The sequence below is a fragment of the Paenarthrobacter sp. Z7-10 genome, from assembly GCF_026932795.1.
In the GTDB taxonomy this organism is placed as follows: Bacteria; Actinomycetota; Actinomycetes; order Actinomycetales; family Micrococcaceae; genus Arthrobacter_M.
Window position 1 is genome coordinate 1 of record NZ_JADPVH010000072.1, and the last position, 17,366, is coordinate 17,366.

Annotated in this window: 11 protein-coding genes; 4 read left to right on the plus strand and 7 right to left on the minus strand. The window is 65.6% G+C overall.

All coding sequences use genetic code 11. The features are described 5' to 3' along the window. Positions 1 to 184 precede the first annotated feature (184 nt). Complete coding sequence (locus tag IV498_RS16670) at positions 185 to 1,924, plus strand: ABC transporter transmembrane domain-containing protein (protein WP_269048213.1); 1,740 nt, start codon at positions 185 to 187, stop codon at positions 1,922 to 1,924. Further along, complete coding sequence (locus IV498_RS16675; RefSeq protein WP_269048214.1) at positions 1,924 to 3,666, plus strand: ABC transporter ATP-binding protein; 1,743 nt, start codon at positions 1,924 to 1,926, stop codon at positions 3,664 to 3,666. The genes IV498_RS16670 and IV498_RS16675 overlap by 1 nt, the downstream gene beginning before the upstream one ends. A 171-nt stretch (positions 3,667 to 3,837) precedes the next feature. Here IV498_RS16675 and IV498_RS16680 read toward each other — a convergent pair whose 3' ends face one another. The 3 genes from IV498_RS16680 to IV498_RS16690 are packed head-to-tail and all read right to left on the minus strand — an operon-like array spanning position 3,838 to position 6,607. Continuing rightward, positions 3,838 to 4,896, minus strand: a complete 1,059-nt coding sequence (locus IV498_RS16680) for an ABC transporter substrate-binding protein (protein WP_269048215.1) — start codon at positions 4,894 to 4,896, stop codon at positions 3,838 to 3,840. Beyond that, complete coding sequence (locus IV498_RS16685) at positions 4,896 to 5,783, minus strand: ABC transporter permease (RefSeq protein WP_269048216.1); 888 nt, start codon at positions 5,781 to 5,783, stop codon at positions 4,896 to 4,898. The genes IV498_RS16680 and IV498_RS16685 overlap by 1 nt, the downstream gene beginning before the upstream one ends. A gap of 11 nt (positions 5,784 to 5,794) precedes the next feature. After that, entirely contained in the window at positions 5,795 to 6,607 is an 813-nt protein-coding gene (locus IV498_RS16690; RefSeq protein WP_269048217.1) for an ABC transporter ATP-binding protein, read from the minus strand. Between the two features lie 286 nt (positions 6,608 to 6,893). Between IV498_RS16690 and IV498_RS16695 the strand changes: the two genes are divergently transcribed. Both IV498_RS16695 and IV498_RS16700 read left to right on the plus strand, forming a co-directional pair. Beyond that, positions 6,894 to 8,696, plus strand: a complete 1,803-nt coding sequence (locus IV498_RS16695; protein WP_269048218.1) for a sensor histidine kinase — start codon at positions 6,894 to 6,896, stop codon at positions 8,694 to 8,696. After that, positions 8,689 to 9,351, plus strand: coding sequence for a response regulator (locus IV498_RS16700; RefSeq protein ID WP_269048219.1), 663 nt, complete (start codon positions 8,689 to 8,691; stop codon positions 9,349 to 9,351). Before IV498_RS16695 ends, IV498_RS16700 begins: the two co-directional genes overlap by 8 nt. Before the next feature lie 29 nt (positions 9,352 to 9,380). Here IV498_RS16700 and IV498_RS16705 read toward each other — a convergent pair whose 3' ends face one another. From IV498_RS16705 to aroA, 4 genes are read right to left on the minus strand one after another with little or no spacing between them, the layout of a single operon-like run. Further along, positions 9,381 to 11,777 (minus strand): oxidoreductase, encoded by a 2,397-nt coding sequence (locus IV498_RS16705; protein WP_269048220.1) that lies wholly within the window; start codon positions 11,775 to 11,777, stop codon positions 9,381 to 9,383. Between the two features lie 2 nt (positions 11,778 to 11,779). After that, positions 11,780 to 12,619: an SDR family oxidoreductase gene (locus tag IV498_RS16710; RefSeq protein ID WP_269048221.1), complete on the minus strand. Its 840-nt coding sequence runs from the start codon at positions 12,617 to 12,619 to the stop codon at positions 11,780 to 11,782. Positions 12,620 to 12,624: 5 nt separating this feature from the next. After that, positions 12,625 to 13,920 carry an acyl-CoA dehydrogenase family protein gene (locus IV498_RS16715; RefSeq protein ID WP_269048222.1) on the minus strand — a complete coding sequence of 432 codons (1,296 nt, stop codon included), beginning with the start codon at positions 13,918 to 13,920 and terminating at the stop codon, positions 12,625 to 12,627. Positions 13,921 to 13,934: 14 nt separating this feature from the next. Next, complete coding sequence (aroA, locus tag IV498_RS16720) at positions 13,935 to 17,015, minus strand: 3-phosphoshikimate 1-carboxyvinyltransferase (protein WP_269048223.1); 3,081 nt, start codon at positions 17,013 to 17,015, stop codon at positions 13,935 to 13,937. Positions 17,016 to 17,366 lie beyond the last annotated feature (351 nt).

Consider the following 17,366-nt stretch of genomic DNA (forward strand, 5'->3'; position numbering starts at 1 on the left):
AACCGGTGTACGGGATCGGAGGGGTCAAAGGCCGGGACACGGGGCAGGGTCACGGCCGCGATCGCTGCTGCCAGTGCCTGATCCTCGGATCCGTCCATAACCCCACTCTGCCAGAGGGGTCCGACAAAATAACGCGACGTCCCGTCCAGGCGGAAGTACGCTGCTTCGTCCTAAGGTAGTGGCAATGAACAATGGAAGCGCCGCCACGCACCCGCCGCCTTTTCGGGGGCCCTGGGCATATCTGTGGTGGCTGATCGTCAGCCAACGCGGCCGGGTGGCGGCCGGCGCCCTCGTGGGCAGCTCGTGGATGCTTGGTCTGACGCTGCCGCCGTACCTGCTGTCCCTGGCCATCGACCAGGGTCTTGGATCTGGTCGTGCCGGATCGCTGCTGGTGTGGGCGGCGTTATTGCTGGCGATGGGGATCGTCAACGCGTTCCTGGCGATCATGCGGCACCGCATCATGAGCAAGGTGCGCATTGATGCCTCGCTGCGCACGGTGGATGCGGTGACCCGCCACGCGGTCAGGCTCGGTGCCGAACTGCCGCGCCGCGCCTCGGCGGGCGAGGTGCTCACCATCGGCATCGGCGACGTGGGCGCGATCAGCCGGAGTCTGACTATCACCGGTCCTGGCGTGGGCGCTGTGGTGGCCTACATCGTCATCGCCGTGCTGCTGTTTTCACTCTCCGGTACGCTCGCTCTGGTCGTCCTGCTCGGTGTGCCGGCGCTGGCGCTGATCCTCGGTCCACTGTTGGGCCGGCTGCAGCGCGCCGGGACTTCCTACCGCGGCCTGCAGGGTGAGTTGACCGGCCGGATGGTCGATATCGTCGCTGGTCTGCGGGTGCTGAACGGGCTGGGTGGAAAGGACGTGTACGCACAGAAGTACCGGCGTCAGTCGCAGACGTTACAGTCCGAAGGGTATCGTCTGGGCGCGGTGACCAGTGTTATGGCGGCCACAGCGGTGGGGCTGCCCGCACTGTTCCTTGCCGTCGTCGTATGGCTTTCCGCACGGATGGCGGCCGAGGGGATGCTCAGCATCGGCCAGCTCGTCGCCGTCTACGGTTACGTCGCCGTCCTGGCGTTGCCGGTGGCTTTTTTCGTTGAGGGCAGTTTGGATCTTAGTCAGGCGCTCGTCGCGGCCCGCCGCGTGGTCGCCATTTTGGCGCTTGAACCGGAGGCCGACGACGGCGGGAACGGCGAGTGGGCACCGCAGACGTCCGCGGTGCTCATCGATGAGATAACTGGTGTCGTGGTCGAGCCGGGGCTATTGTCGGCCCTGGTTTCCGCTGAGGGCGCCGACGTGCTTGCGTTGGTCGATCGGCTGGGCGGTTTTACCGAATCGGTGGCGACGTGGGGTGGGCTGAGGATCTCCACGATTGACCCGGCCGAGTTCCGTTCGCGCGTTGTGGTGGCGGACAACGAGGCCGCAATTTTCTCCGGCAGCGTGCGCGAAGTCATTGCCGGTGCCCAAGATCGCCCGGAGCACGTCGTCCTTGAGGCGCTTCGCGTTGCATCGGCGGCGGACATTGTCCAGGCGCTGCCCGATGGCCTGGACTCCGTCATCGATACCGGCGCCCGCAATCTCTCCGGCGGCGAACGGCAGCGGATCCGGCTGGCCAGGGCGCTGGCCGCCGGCCCGGAAGTCCTGCTCGCGGTCGATCCGATGTCCGCCGTCGACGCTTCCACGGAAGCGGGAATGGCGGCCCGGCTGCGGGCCCACAGGGCCGGGCGCACCACGCTGGTGAGTACGACCTCGCCATTGCTGCTGGACTCCGCCGACCGGGTGCACTTTCTGGTGAACGGCCGGGTGCGGGCCACAGGGACGCACGCCGAACTTTTCCACACTGACGCGGCGTACCGTGCCCTGATGCGCCGAAACGATGAGGGTGCTCCGACCGCTTCAGCCGCTGAAAGGGGATCCAGCTGATGGCATCCCGTCTGCTGCCCGTCGCGGATCCTCCGGCAGTTCGCCGTGCGGCGCTGGCCTTGATCGCAACGGATCGTCGGGTATTTGTGGCGGCGATACTGCTCAATGCACTGGCCGCTGGGGCAGGCCTGGCCCCTCCATGGCTGGTGGGCCGCATCATCGCGGCGGTTCAGAACGGCGGAGGGGTGGCCGCCGTCGACGAGCTTGCACTGATCCTTGTCGCTTTCGCTGCGGCGCAGTTTCTTCTCTCGCGCTACGCCCTGTACATCGCGAACCGCTTTGGTGAACGTACCGCAGCCCGGCTGCGGGAGCAGTTCGTTGACCGCGTGCTTGCCTTACCCGCAGGAGTGGTTGAATGCTCCGACACCGGTGATCTTGCGGCCCGCGGCACGTCCGATACCGGGCAGGTGGCGACCGTGCTGCGCTCCGCCGCACCAGACATCCTCATCTCCGGCGTCCAGTCGCTGTTCATCCTGGTTGCGGTGTTTGTGCTTAGCCCGGTGCTTGGTATCTGCGGCGTCCTCGGAATGTCGGGCATCGGTTTTGCCCTGCGGTGGTATCTGAGGCGCGCTCGGAGCGCGTACCTGGCCGAGGGGGCGGCGAACTCGGTACTCGCCGAAACGCTGGCCGCCACCGTATCAGGGGCACGCACCATTGAAGCCCTGGGACTGGCCGAGCGCCGGATTGCTGCACTGACCCAGGCGAGTGAAACCTCCAAACGGGCCAGGTACGCCACCCTCAAGCTGCGGTCGGTGCTCTTTCCCGCCGTCGACATCTCCTACGTCATTCCCGTGGTCGGCGTGCTGGTAATTGGGGGTCTGATGTACGACTCGGGTGCCGTGAGCCTGGGCATCGTTGTTGCGGCGGTGTTGTACCTGCGCCAGCTGTCGACTCCGCTGGATGCCATCCTCATCTGGACTGAGACGCTGCAAAGCAGTGGTGCTTCGTTTGCCAGGATCGAGGGCGTGGCCGAGGTTGCTTCGACGCCTCCGTGCGCGGCGCAGCCCGACGGCGAAGTGATGATCGTCGACGACGTGCGGTACGCCTACGACGAAGGTCGGGATGTGCTGCGGGGTGTGAGCCTGACGATCCGGCCGGGTGAGCGGCTGGCCATCGTCGGCCCCTCCGGCGCCGGCAAGTCGACGCTGGGACGGCTCCTCGCCGGCGTGGACGTGCCGCGGTCGGGAATCGTCACCGTGGGAGGAGCAGCGATCGCGGCGTTGCCGCCGGCGCTGCTGCGCCAACACGTGGTGCTGGTGACGCAGGAGCACCACGTGTTCAACGACTCCATCCGGGCGAATCTGCTCATTGCAGCACCGCACGCAACCGACGCCGTACTGCACGCTGCCCTCGTCGTCGTCGGCGCCGGGTGGGTCAGCGAACTGCCGGACGGCCTCGATACGAACGCTGCGGGCCACACGCCGCTCGGCGGCAGCCAAGGGCAGCAAATAGCGCTCGCCCGCGTCGTTTTGGCGAATCCGCACACCCTGATCCTGGACGAGGCCACCGCGCTGCTTGATCCGTCCACCGCGCGGCACGCCGAGCGGGCGCTGGCCGCTGTTCTGACCGGGCGCACCGTCATCGCGATTGCCCACCGACTCCATACTGCACAGGATGCTGACCGCATCGTCGTGATGGAAGGTGGCCGGATCTCCGAGCTCGGAACGCACCCCGAACTGGTTGCCGCCGGTGGCTCCTACGCCGCCATGTGGCGTTCCTGGCACGGCGGCGGCGGGTCCTGAGACGGCGGTCCAGGAAATGAAGAGGGAACAGAGGTGCTGACCAGTTTCCGCCCAGGAAAGCCCAAACGGCGGTGCCCCGGCCGCAAAACCGGGGCACCGCCGTCGTCGTGTTGGGACTGAGGAACTGTTGCAGGGTGCCGCCCCCAACGGCCGGCACCGCTGAAGTCCGTGCTACTTCGCGGAAACCTTGTCCACGAACTCGGTGGTGTACGTCTTGGACAGGTCGATCGAGGATCCCTTGCCCTTGACGTTCGCGGAGTAGGAATCGAGGATCTTCAGCACGTTCTTGGCACCGTCAGCATCCATCTTGCCGTCTTTGTTGAACATGGTTTTCGTGTCATTGATGGATTTCTCGTAGAGATCTGCGCCCGCGTTGGCGTATTCCTTGGGCATCTTGGCGGCGATTTCCGCGGCCGAATGCGTGTTGATGAAGCTCAGCGCGCCGACGAAGGCGTTGACGACTTTCTGCACCGTCTTCGGGTTCTTCTGCACATAATCGCAGCTCATGTAGACGGACACCGCCGGGTACAGCCCGCCAAGGGCCTTGCGGGTTCCTTCTTCGGTGCGCATGTCGATCAGCACCTTGCCCTGGCCGCTCTTGACCAGCTGCGCGATGGTGGGATCGGTGGTCATGCCGGCGTCAATGCCGCCGTTGTTCATCGCGGCGATGAACGTCTGGCCGGCCCCCACTTTGGCCGGTGTGTAGCTTTTCACCCCGGCCTGGCCGGCCAGTGCCTGCGTGAGGAAGTCCGTGGAGGAGCCGAGCGAGGTGATACCCATGTTCTTGCCGGCAAAGTCCTTCGCGCCGGTGATCTTATCCGCCTGGCTGGTGGCGACCATTTCGGCCTCCCCGGGGATATTGGCGAGCTGGGCCACCGACTCAATGCACTGGCCCTTGGCCTGCAGATCGATGGTGTGGTCGTAGAATCCGACGACGGCCTGCGAGGCCCCGGTCAGCAGTGAGTTTTCGGCGCTGGCGCCGGACTGTTCGCCCAGCAGGTTGACCTTGACGCCTTCCTTTTCGAACAATCCCAGGCCCTCGGCGAGTTTGGCCGGCATGTAGATGACCTTTTCCAGGCCACCGACAATCATGGTTACTTCCGGCTCGGCGGCGGCGTCGGCAGAGGCGGCGCTGGTGGTGCGGCAGCCGCTGAGTCCGACGGCGAGAGTGGCCGTCAGGATGATGCTGGAGGTTGCCAGGATGCGTCGTTGCAGTGTCGTCTTGGTCATCAGATTCCTTGTGCTTGTGTCGTGGCCTGTGAGGGCCGCCATTTGAGGAGTTTGTTTTCTGCGGTGGTAATGAGCATTTCCGCCAGCAGCGCCACCACGGTGACGATGATCATTCCGGCGTAGATGCCGGCGGAGTCGAAGGTGCCTTGAGCATTGGCGATCAGCATGCCCATGCCTTTCTTGGCGCCGGCATATTCGCCCACGATCGCGCCGATCAGGGCGAAGCCGAAGGCGGTGTGAAGGGAGGACAGGATCCAGGTGGTGGCGCTGGGCAGCACAATGGAGGTCAGGATTTTGGATTTGCTGGCCCCCAGGATGCGTGCGTTGTTCACCACGTTGCCGTCCACTTCACGGGCGCCGGTGAATGCGTTGAAGAACACGGCAAAGAAGACCAGGACGACGACGGTGGCCACCTTGGAGCTGATGCCGAAGCCGAACCAGATGATGAACAAGGCGGCAAGCACGATGCGCGGCACGGCGTTGGCTGCCTTGATGAAGGGGGAGCAGACCTCCGCGAGGTAGCTGCTGCGTCCAAGGAGAACACCCAGAACGACGCCGGCAACCGTGCCGATGACGAATCCGAGCACCGCTTCCAGCACGGTGTAGCCCAGGTTCTCCCAGATCGAGCCGAACTGCGTGCCGGTGCCGAACCACTGCACCAGCCGGACCAGGATTTGGGAGGGTTTGGAGTAGAAGAACGGATCGATGAAGTACGTTGCCGTCACTTCCCAGCTGCCCAGCCACAGCGCCACGATAATGGCACGGAGTCCCCAAATTTTCAGTGTGCTGGTACGAACGGATTTCCGGGCCCCGGCCAGCAGGGCGGCTTCACGTTCGCTGGAGAGTGCGTAGGCCGGCGCGGGCAGGGTTGGGGTCGGTGTTGTCATGGTCATTGTTCCTATCCGCCCAGGCTTGTCGCCATGCGGGCTTGTTCAACTTCTTCACGCAGTGACTCCCATACCTGCCGGTAAATGGCCAGGAATTCCGGGGTGAGCCGGACTTCTTCCACGTTCCGGGGGCGGGGGAGAGTCACCGGGAAATCGGCTTTGATGGTGGCCGGACTTGCCGTCATGACGACCACGCGGTCTGCCAGCGCGATGGCTTCCTCCAGATCGTGGGTGACGAAAACGACGGCGGCGTCGGTGCCGGACCAGAGCCGGAGCAGCTCATGCTGCATCAGCTGCCGGGTCTGCACATCCAGGGCGCTGAACGGCTCGTCCATCAGCATGATCTGCGGCTCATTCACCAGGGTCTGGGCCAGCGCAACGCGCTTGCGCATGCCGCCCGAGAGCTGGTGCGGGTAATACTTCTCGAACTTGCCCAGGCCCACCCGATGGACCCATTCGCGGGCCTGTTCGCGGGCCTCGGTCCGGGATTTCCCCTGATACCGCGGGCCCGAGGCAACATTGTCCAAAACCGTCTGCCAGGGCAGGGTGGCATCGGTCTGGAACATGTAACCGACTCCCCTTGGAATGCCCGTGACGAGTTCGCCATGGACGAAGGTTTCGCCGTCCGAAGCGGGCTGCAAGCCTGAAATCAATGACAGAGCGGTGGATTTTCCGCAGCCGGTGGGGCCGACGACGGCGACGAATTCGCCGGGCGCCACGCGCAGGTTGACGTTGTGGATGGCCGTGTGGATCCCGCCACCGTTCTTGGGGAATCTCTTGGTGGCCGCCTTTAGCTCTATCAGTGGCACCTGTGTTGCTGGCATGTTGACTCCTGTATCCCCGTCCGGGGACCTGTGCTCTGGAAGAAATTACTGTGGACTGAAAGACTGTGGGATGAATCACAGTGTTTGTTGTGTCCCAGAGACGTTACGGGCCTGGCGCTGCCGACGCGGGGTTTAGTGCGGTAAGGCCCAATCAACCCATTGAAATAGTTGTGCGCATTGTGCGCACGGCGAATTGGCGTCCCGGCTGCACACTGCATACCCTTAGCCGTGCGCTGCGTTCCGTCGGTGCATGCGGTGTCCTGGAACCAGGAGGGAGGCGGGGAAGATGGCTGCCCTGTCTGTACCACCACTGCGCCGTCCTGGATTGCGCGGGTTGCCCTTTTCCACCCGCATGCTGCTGCAGCAGCTGCTGGTGATAGTCCTCGTGGTGGCGCTGGCCACGGTGGTTTATGGCTGGCTCACCTACCAGCGGCTGAGCGTGGAGATTGGCTCCAAGTCCTTGGCTGTAGCGCAAAGTCTGTCCGCAGATCAGGGAATCCGTGCCGCGTTATCGTCCGCAGGTTCGGACCCGGTGGACCCCTCCGCACTGCTCACTGGACCGGTCCAACAGCTCGCCGAGACGGTGCGGCTGCGAACTGACGCGCTGTTCGTCGTCGTGACCGACCGTGCCGGCATCCGCTGGTCGCACCCTAATCCCGCTGAACTTGGCCGCAAGGTCAGCACCAGCCCCGAGGCCGCGCTGAACGGGCAGGAGATTACCGTCCAGGAGGTGGGCACCTTGGGTCCGTCGGTGCGGTCCAAGGTTCCCGTGCGTTCCCTTGACGACCAATCCATTGTCGGCGAAGTGAGCGTGGGTTATTCAATGCAGGACGTTACCGACAGTCTGCGCAGTTCCGCCCTTCCGATCCTGGGCATCGGCATGGCAGCGCTGCTGTTGGGCGCAGCGGGGGCCAGTCTGCTGAGCCGGCGGCTGCGCGTGCATACCCTGGGCCTGGAGCCGGAGGAGATCGGCGCCCTGGTGCAGGACCAGGAGGTTGTGCTGCACGGAGTGGCCGAGGGCGTGCTGGGTGTTGCGCCTGACCGGCGCGTAACTGTCTGCAACGCCAAGGCGCTGCGGCTGCTCAACGTCGGCGGCGCCGTCGGCCGTCCGCTGGCGGACCTGGGACTTCCCGATTCTGTGGTGCGGCTGTTGGACTCCGAGGCGGATGGTGGCCCGGATAACGTCCAGGTGGTCATCGACCAGGCGGTGCTCATTGTCACCGCACGAAAGGTGGTGCGGGCTAAACACGATCTTGGCTGGGTCTTGATGGTCCGCGACCGGACGGACGTGCAGGCGTTGAGCAAGCAGTTGGACGCCGTCGGAACGCTGACCACTGCGCTGCGGGCCCAGCGGCACGAGTTCGCCAACCGGCTGCACACAGTGTCCGGGCTGCTGGAAATTGGCCATCCGCTTGAGGCCGCGGACTATCTCCGCCAGACGCTGGCGGCCGGGCCATTGAAATACCCGCTGGAGAACAGCGCTCTCTTGGCGGACACCTATCTGCAGGCGTTTCTGGGCGCCAAGAGCGCCCAAGCGGCCGAAAAAGGCGTCCGCCTGCGGATTGGCGCCGCGACCGCGCTGCATTCCGCGGTTTCCGACGCCCAGAATGTCACCACAGTGCTGGGTAACCTCGTGGACAATGCCCTGACCGCCGCGGCCGTTGGCAGTAACGCGGACCGCTGCGTGGAGATAGAACTGCTCAGCGACGGGGCAGCCCTGCACATCGCTGTGGCGGACTCCGGCGACGGGGTGCACGAGGAGGACGTCGCGCTGCTCTTTACTGAAGGCTATTCCACGGCCCGCTCGGCTGTCTCCGGCGCCGGTCTGGGCGAGGGCCTGGGACTGGCGCTCTCGCGCCAGATCGCGCGCCTGAATGGCGGGGATGTTTGGTTGGTCTCCACTGGAACCGCAAGAATCGGGTCGACGGCACCAGCCGGGTCCGCAGCAGGGGCCTGGTCGACTACCGAAACGGAGTCCGGCGGAACAGGGGCCGGGTCCGCCACCGAAACGGAGTCCGGCGGAACAGGGGCGGTCTTTGCGGCCCGGCTCGAGCGGGTCCTGGAAGGTGGCCGGAGGGTTCATGGCTGAGGATCTGCGCGTACTGATTGTGGACGATGACTTCCACGTCGCCCGGTTGCACGTGGCCTATGTGGATGCCGCGCCCGGATTCAGTGCCTTGGACCCGGTCGGCGGCGGCGAGGCGGCCGTCCGGGCGGTCAGGACGCATCGACCCGATCTGGTGCTTATCGATGTCTACCTGCCGGATTCGAACGGGCTCGATGTGCTGCGTGGGCTGGATGTGGATGCGTTCGTGCTGACCGCTGCGGCGGATGCGGAATCGGTCCGGAAGGCCATCCGGCGGGGTGCGCTCGCCTACCTGATCAAGCCCTTTGCAGCCGACGTGCTTGCGGAGCGGCTGCGCGCGTATGCCCGCTATCGCCGGCTGCTCTCCGGTGATGCCGCGCTGGACCAGGAAGCGGTGGAAAGGGCCCTCCGGCAGCTGCATCCCGGTGACAGCACGGTGCGCGCCCGTTCAGTGACTGAAAGAGCTGTCCTGGAGGCACTGGAAGGCTCCCAAACGCAGCGTACCGCCGCCGAAGTGGCTGCCGCGGTGGGTATTTCCCGGGCCACCGCGCAGCGCTACCTCTCCTCACTCGTGGAGGAAGGGACAGTGGTGGTCAACCTGCGCTACGGCACCACCGGTCGACCGGAGCACCAATACGCAGCGCGGATCCGCTCCTGACCCGCTCAGGGAACTCGGCTCCGGATCGCTTAGCTCTCGGATTGGTCTCCGGCCGCTGACCTTTGGCCGCTGACCGCCAGCAGGGCGATCCGGGTGCCCTCGCGCAGACCCTGCTCAAACGCGGCCACGGCGTTCATCCCGGATGTTTGCTGTGCGCCGCCGATGACGGTGTGCGGCACGCCAGCGGCCGCCAGCATCTGTGCTGGTCCGGTTGAGGGTTCCTGCCCGGCAGCGATGATCACGGTGTCCGCGGCAATCAGTTCGGGTTCGCTGGCGGTCCTGATCCACACCCCTTCGGCGTCCACGCGGTCGTAACTGATGTCCGTAAGGGTGCGGACGCCGGCGGTGCGGATGGCCTGAACCGCGGCCCAGCGGGTGCTGATCCCCATGCCGGCGCCGATGGGTCCGGAACGGCGCAGGATGGTCACTTGCCGCAGCGGTGGCGGCAGCGCTCCCACGCGCAAACCGTGCTCGATCAGGAAGCGTCCGCGTTCGCCGGCGTCCATCGTGCCGGCGTCTCTCGGGGCCGCGTTGATCGTCCCTGCGTTGCTTTCGCCTGCGTCAATCTCGCCTGCGTCGATCGTGATGGCCGCGCGGTCTGTGTGGCCGGTGGCGAGCAGGTGCGCGAGGTCGACGGCGATGCCTCCTGCGCCGATGATGGCCACCTGCGGTCCCACCAAGTCCAGTCGGGCAAAGGCTTGGGCGTAGTCCAAGACCCGGGGGCGGGGAGCCGGATTATTCTGCCCTCCAGACCCTTTCTGCTCTGCAAACCCTTCCTGACCGGCCATCTCCGGTAGACCGGGGAGGTTGACAGGCCGCGGCCGGACGCCGGCGGCAACAATGACGTGATCGTACCCAACCACTTGGTTTGGTGAGTCGATGGTGGTCTCGACCTCCACCCGCACCCCTAAACGTGCCAGTTCGGTCTCGAAGTACCGCACGGTCTGCAGGAAGTCGGCCTTGCCCGGAACTTGTCCGGCCAGCAGGAACTGGCCGCCGATTCGCGGTCCGGCCTCCCACAGCGTCACGGTGGCGCCGTTGGCGGCAAGGGCGCGGGCGGCCTCCATCCCGGCCGGACCCGCGCCGATCACGCCAATCCTGGGTGCTGTTACAGTCGTGCGGTGGGTTGGCCCGTCGTCGTGCTGGGGGCCTGGCGCGCCGTCGGGAGCCGTTACAGCGTCCGCGCCGCCAACTGCCGTGTCCGAGTCGAAGTCGCGTCCTTGGTCTGAAAACTCCAGCTCGCGCCCGGCCCGGGGATTGACCAGGCAGGAGACGGGCTCATCTCCCAAGGAGCGGTCAATGCACGCCTCGTTACAGCCAATGCAGGTATTGACCAGCAATGGCAGGCCTGCAAAGGATTTGGCCAGCACGGCAGGATCGGCCAGAAACGGCCTGGCCATTGACACCAGGTCCACGGACGTGGTGCGCAGCACGTCCTCGGCCTGCGCCACAGTGTTGATCCGGTTGGCGCCGATCACCGGAACGTCTGCGCCAGCGGCGACCAGAGCGTTCTTGATGCGGTCCGCAACCTGCACCCAGGCGCCGTGTGGCACCAGAGACTGAACGGTGGGAATCCTTGATTCGTGCCAGCCGATGCCCACGTCAACCGCGTCGGCCCCGGCGCGCACCAGCTCGACTGCCAGCGCGTCCACGTCCTCCGGCGGAGAGGATCCGGGCATCAGGTCATGCCCGGAGAGGCGCACCAGCAGCGGCATCTCCGGCACGGTCTGCCGCACCGCCGCCACAACCGCCGCAGGAAAAGCACGCCGCCGCGTCGCGTCCCCGCCCCAGGCATCCTCGCGGTGGTTGGTCAGCGGCGAGGCAAACTGATTGAGCAGGTATCCTTCCGAGGCCATGATCTCCACCGCGTCAAAGCCCAGTTCGGCTGCGGCCAGGGCCGCGGAGGCAAAGTCGGCAAGGGTGGCGGCGATGCCAGCTTCATCCAGAGGCGCTGGCTCGGTGCGGGAAAACCGGCTGTAGACGGCGGACGGAGCAACCGGCTGGAGTCCAAAACTGGATTTGAACGCGTAACGGCCGGCATGGAAGAGCTGCAGCCCAATCAGGCCACCGACTTGGTGCACGGCCCGGACCACCTGCTGCCAGCGGGGCCAATGCGAGGCCTCGTTGATCAGCGTATAGCTGGCGCCGCCTGCACCCACCCGGCTAACGGCCGCACCGCCGGTGATGATCAATCCGGCGCCCCCACGCACCCGTGCCTGATAGAACGCGGCGAGGGCGGCGGGATCCCCAGCCTCCAGGTTCAGATGCATCGAGCCCATCAGCACCCGGTGCGGCAGGGTCAGGCGCCCGATCCTCAGCGGCCGCTGGACCAGCGGATAGCGGGGCCGGTCGTCGTCGGACGGCTTTCGGCCCTGCTGCAGAGGCTGCTGCTGGCGTTGGTGCGGAAGCTGCTGTGGTCCCGGCACGCTCAGCGCCGGGTGGGACGCTCCGGCAGGCTCACCGGGTCCGTCGTCTGGTGGTAGTACGGGGCGGCCGCCACGGTCATGCCGCCATCCACCACCAGCGTCTGCCCGGTGATGTAGGCCGAGTTGGCCGAAAGCAGGAATTCGATGGCGTTGGCCATGTCCTCCACGGTGCCGGGCCGACGCAACGGAATGGTCTCCAGGACCCGTTCCATTGGCGCCATACCGGGCAGCTTGTAAAAGTACTCGAGTGAATCGGAGTCAATCAGGCCACCATTGACGCCGTTGACATTAATGCCGTAGCCAGCGAATTCCACTGCCATATATCTGATGAATGACTCCACGGCCGCCTTGTAGGAGCCCAGCGCGGCGTAGGTGGCGAAGCCGCGCATACTGCCGTAGCTGGTCACGGCAACAATCCGCCCACCCTGATCCATCAGCTTGACGGCTTCCTGAGCCCCAAGCACGAAGGGCCGCACGTTCATGGCGTAAGAGCGATCCAAGTGGTGGGTCTTCAGATCCAGCAGTTTCTTAAAGGCGGAGGCGGCGGCGTTGTTGATGAAGAAGTCCAGCCGCCCGTAGGCATCCTGGACCGCGTCGAAGAGCCGGATGATGTCCTCCGGGTTTTCGACGTCGGCCTGCACGGCGATTCCGTCGCCTCCCAGCGCTTTGGCTTGTTCGACGACGTCGTTGGCCAGATCCGCGTTCTGCCGATAGTTGACGACGACGGAGGCACCTTGCGCCGCCAGCTGCAGGGCCAGGCACTTGCCGATGCCTCGCGAGGACCCAGTGATCAGGGCAATTTTTCCGGTGTACTTGCGGGAGTCTGTGCTGGAATCACTCATGGCGCTCATTTGGTTTCCCCTCGCGTCGGGACTGCGGTTGGCGCAACGGCGGCCTCGTCAAGCGCTGCAGCCTCGTCAAGCGCCGCAGTCTTATCAAGCGCCGCAGTCTTATCAAGCGCCGCAGCACGGTTAAAGAGATCCTTGGCGATCACACTTTTCTGGATTTCATTGGTGCCCTCCTCGAAACGCTGTGCCCGGGCGTCCCGGTAAACCCGCTCAATCGGCTGGGACTGCCAGTAACCCAGACCGCCATGAACCTGCAGCGCCTTGTCGGTCACCCGGGTGAGCATGTCCACCGCGGTGAGTTTGGCCATCGAGGACAAGGCGGGCGCGCGGTCGGATCCGGTCTCCCATTCGGCCGCGGCGTGCATCACCAGGGCACGGGCCGCCTCGATGTCCGCCGCGTTTTCCGCCAACAGGAAGGCGATGGCCTGCCGCTCGGCGATCGGTTTGCCGAAAGTGACCCGCTGCCGGGCGTAATCCACCGCCAGTTGCTGTGCGCGCTGGGCCAGCCCAACGCAGCTCATCGCGACCGAGATCCGGCTGGGGGTAAGGAATCCGCCGAGGGCTATCTTTAGTCCGTCGCCCTCTTCGCCCAGCCGCTGATTAACCGGCACCGGGGTGCTGCTGAAGGTCAGCCTGGCGTGATCCGTACCGCGCACGCCCATGGTGTTGGAGGTATCCTCCACCGTGACGCCGGCGGCGTGCCGGTCCACCAGCAGGGCAACGGTACCGTCGCCGCCGCGGCTGCCTTCCAGCCGGGCAAAAAGCAGCCAGTAATCGCAGTGCACACCGAAGGTGATCAGATGCTTGCTGCCGCTGAGATAGTACATATCGCCGTCGCGGCGCACGCTGGAGCTGATATCCGCTCCGGTTCCGTTTCCGGGCTCGGTCAGCGTGAAGGCCACTGTTGTGTCGCCGGCCACTGAGGGGATGACATAACGTTCTCGCTGCGCTGGAGTCGCATGCGGATTCATCGAGCGCCAGGTTCCGTTGACGACGTGCACGATCATCCGAATCGAGGCATGCGAGCGGGAGAAGACCTCCATCAGACCCATCCACTGGGTAAAGCTCAGCCCGCGTCCGCCCAGTTCCACCGGTGCCGCAAGCCCCAAGAAACCGAGGCGGCGCAGCTCAGCCCGGAGCTGCGCCGGCACGGTCCCGGTGGCCTCGATCTGGCGGGACCACTCTTCGCCGGGTCCCTGCACCCAAGCCGTCACCTCCGCCAGGAGCTGGGTGTAGGTTTGGAGGTCCACCGTGCTGCCGCGGCCGTCCGTGCTGGCTAACTGCTCTACCGTCATAGGTGTCCTTGTCCTTAGTCTTTGGCGTGCTGGTGCCGACGTCCCGGCCGGCGGGTCTGGGGGGTCAGCAGTGCTGCCCGTTCCCGGAGCAGGAACTTCTGCACCTTTCCGACCGCATTGCGCGGAATGGAATCCACCAGCTCCAGCCGCTCGGGCCAGTAATGTTTGCTCACGCCGTGCTCGGCCAGGAAGGCCTGCAGCGCGGGAAAGTCCAGGTCCTTTTCCGCCGCCAGCCGGACAAAAGCGCAGGCCCGCTCGCCCAGCCGCGGATCGGGCATGGCAACGATGGCGACGTCAGCCACGGCGGGGTGGGTGTGCATCAGCTGTTCGATTTCGGAGACGGGAAGCTTTTCGCCGCCTCGGTTAATGATGTCCCGGACCCGGCCGGTGATGCGCAGGTACCCTTCGTCGTCGATGGTGGCGAGGTCACTGGTGCGGTACCAACGGTCCGGCGTGAAGGTTTCGGCCTCCAGATCCGGCCGGTCCAGGTACCCGGTGAAGACGGTGGGGGAGTTCAGCTCGAGGTTGCCCTCGGCATCCGGCGGCAGTGCCAGTCCGTCGTCGTCGACGATCCGCAGCTGCACCCCGGGCAGCGCCCGCCCGTCCGTGCCCCACGCCTTCGAGGGCGGATCGGCCGGTGAAGAGAGTGCACCAAGACCGGTCTCGGTGGTGCCGAAGGCGCCGCAGACGGCGGTTCCGAGCACGCGGGTGGCCCTTTCGGCCAGCGCCCGCGGCACCGCGGCTCCTGTGACAACGAAGATCCGCAGCCGTGCCGGCACGGACGCGCCGCCCTCCACCGCCTCCACCAGATCGGTCAGGAACGGCGTAGCGGCCTGGACGAACGTTCCCTCCCAGTTCCCGAGGACCTCCAGGGCGCGGTGCGGATCCCATACGCTCTGCACGATCTGCGGCACACCGAGGGTGAAGGACAGCCACATGCCGTAGAGGAATCCGGTCTGATGGGCTAGCGGAGACGGAATGAAAATGCTGTCCGAGGAGTCCAGGCCCAGATGCTGCACTTCCATCATCGCCGCACGCGAGAGCCGCCGATGGGTGTGCAGGACTCCCTTGGGCGCACCGGACGTACCGCTGGTGAGCAGGAGCTGCGCGGGATCATCGGGCGCTGGCGCGTGCGCATCGATGGCGGCGCGGTCGACGACGGCGGTGGCCCAGGCGTGGTGCCACGGCGCCCACCGCACGCCGCTGGTCACGACTGTCGGCATCAGCCGTGGGGTACCCGGCGTTCCATGCACCACAAACACATTTTCCAGCCGGATTCCTTCCAGCCGCTCATCCGTGCCGGCCGCCGCGGCGTCCAGCATCCGGGCAATCTCATCGGCGTGTTGGCGGCCGCGGAAATTATCGGCCACCAACAGCACCCGGGCTCCGGAGCGCCGCAGTGCGTAGGCCACTTCGCGTTCGGCAAAGATCGGCATGATGGGACAGATCACCGCCCCGATCCGCATCGCGGCCGCGGCGATGACCACGAATTGGCGCCAGTTCGGCAGCTGGACGGCGATCCTGTCGCCGCGGCCGACACCAAGCCCGAGGAAAACGGTGGCGGCCTGGTCCACCTGAAGATCCAGCGCGGCCCAGCTCAGGTGCGGGGCACGGTTCCAGCGGGCGTCCACCAGGGCAAGGGCATGTGGTTTCTCTGTGGCCCAGCGCCGGATCCATTCAGGGCCCGTCACCAATTCGGCCGCGCCGGCGGCCCGGGCGGCGGCCTCGGCGGTTAGCCGGCCCGCCGCACCGGCCACTTCCCCCGGATGCCGGTGAACCGGGTGCGCCCGTGCAGGTCCCTGCTCGACCTCCATGTCCAGTCCAAGTTTCTGCATGGCCTCGAGGAACATCGGATAGGAAATGCGGTAGGCATTGGGATAGGTCAGCGCCGAGCGGCCCCGGGCGGCGGTGGCCGCCACGGCCAGGGACATCAGCACCCGGTGGTCGTTGAAGGAGGACAGGTGTGCACTGCTGAGCCGGGGTACACCGCGCACGCGCAGATTGCTGCCGTCAAAACTGAGGTCGGCACCCATGCTGTTGAGTTGCAGCATGGCCATCACCCGGTCGGATTCCTTCAGCCGGACGTGCTCGACGTGCCGGAAAACACTCTCGCCGTCCGCCAGTGCGGCTATGGTGGCCAGCACTGGAAGCATGTCCGGTACGGTGCGGCAGTCCACGTCCACCGGACCCATCCGCATACCCTGATGACGCACCCGCACTCCATCGGCCAGCGGGTCAAAGGTCATCGGCAGGCCCATCGCGGAAACAATGTCCAAAAGCTCCGATTCGGGATGGTCGGTTCCGTCGGAGCTTGTCCGCCGCAAGCCCCGCAGCAGGATGTCCGCCGGATGCAGCGCACCTACTGCCAGGCCGAAGGCGGCCGAGCCGATGTCCGGCGGGAGCACCAGGTCGGTGGCCTGTGGAAGCTGATTGGCCGGGATCCGGTACCGGCGCCAGTCCTCGGACACCTCCACCTCCAGCCCGAACTGCCGCATCATGCGCACTGTGAGGTCCACGTAGGTGCGTTCATTCAGCGGTCCGTCCACAACGACGGTGGTCTCGTCCTGGGCGAACGGGGCCAGCAGCAGCAGCCCCGACACCCACTGCGACAAGGTGCCGGCAATGTGCACAACGCCGCCGGTGGGTCGCCGCGCTTTCACAGCTATGGGCGGGCAGTTGGTGGGGGAAAAGGCCTCGACGCCCAGCTGCCGCAGAGCGGCCAGCAGCGGCCCGATAGGCCGGTGCTGGAAGTATTTTTGGCCGGTCACGGTGACGTCCCCGTCAGCCAGCGAGGCCAGCCCTGCCATGAAGTACAGTGTGCTGCCGGAACTGCCGGCGGTGATTGTGTCCGAGCGCAGCCGGTAGGGTCCGCCGTGGACAACGAACGTGCCGCCGTCAATCTCGATGCGGGTTCCGAGCGAGCGCAGCATCGAAACGGTGTACTGCACGTGGCGGGCGTCGCTCAGGCCGGAGATTCGGCTGGTTCCCGGGGCAAGGGAGGCAAGGATCAGTGCGCGGTGAGCATGGTATTTCGAATTGGGGACTTGAACGTCCCCGCGGACCAAATCGCGGGTGCCAACAACCGATAAATGCATGGGCCACCTTTTCCACAAACATTTTCAAGGCATTGAACTACACCTATAAAATTTCGAATATCGTTTCGAAATGCCTTAATGCTGCCAGCATACGCGCCGGGCGTTCGACCGGGAAAGGAAGCCAGGCTCCGGCGTGTCATTTGCGGTTGCGGCGGACCCGGGTGCTCTTTGAGCCGCCCCGGGTGGACCGGATGGAGGTGTCAGCTAGGTGCATGGGTCAATAATCGTGGGCCGCTGTTTTTAAAACGCCGAAAGAATAACCTGGCTCTGGTGGGTGTGGCTGGGAGAATTGGGGTATGGATAGTGGCGCCCAGGACGGTCTTTTTGATGAATCAGCGGTTGCGCGTGTGG

Coding starts and splice junctions, on each gene's coding strand:
- IV498_RS16670 (WP_269048213.1), top strand. CDS start 185: ATGAACAATGGAAGCGCCGCCACGCACCCGCCGCCTTTTCGGGGGCCC.
- IV498_RS16675 (WP_269048214.1), top strand. CDS start 1,924: ATGGCATCCCGTCTGCTGCCCGTCGCGGATCCTCCGGCAGTTCGCCGT.
- IV498_RS16680 (WP_269048215.1), bottom strand. CDS start 4,896: ATGACCAAGACGACACTGCAACGACGCATCCTGGCAACCTCCAGCATC.
- IV498_RS16685 (WP_269048216.1), bottom strand. CDS start 5,783: ATGACAACACCGACCCCAACCCTGCCCGCGCCGGCCTACGCACTCTCC.
- IV498_RS16690 (WP_269048217.1), bottom strand. CDS start 6,607: ATGCCAGCAACACAGGTGCCACTGATAGAGCTAAAGGCGGCCACCAAG.
- IV498_RS16695 (WP_269048218.1), top strand. CDS start 6,894: ATGGCTGCCCTGTCTGTACCACCACTGCGCCGTCCTGGATTGCGCGGG.
- IV498_RS16700 (WP_269048219.1), top strand. CDS start 8,689: ATGGCTGAGGATCTGCGCGTACTGATTGTGGACGATGACTTCCACGTC.
- IV498_RS16710 (WP_269048221.1), bottom strand. CDS start 12,619: ATGAGTGATTCCAGCACAGACTCCCGCAAGTACACCGGAAAAATTGCC.
- IV498_RS16715 (WP_269048222.1), bottom strand. CDS start 13,920: ATGACGGTAGAGCAGTTAGCCAGCACGGACGGCCGCGGCAGCACGGTG.
- aroA (WP_269048223.1), bottom strand. CDS start 17,015: ATGCATTTATCGGTTGTTGGCACCCGCGATTTGGTCCGCGGGGACGTT.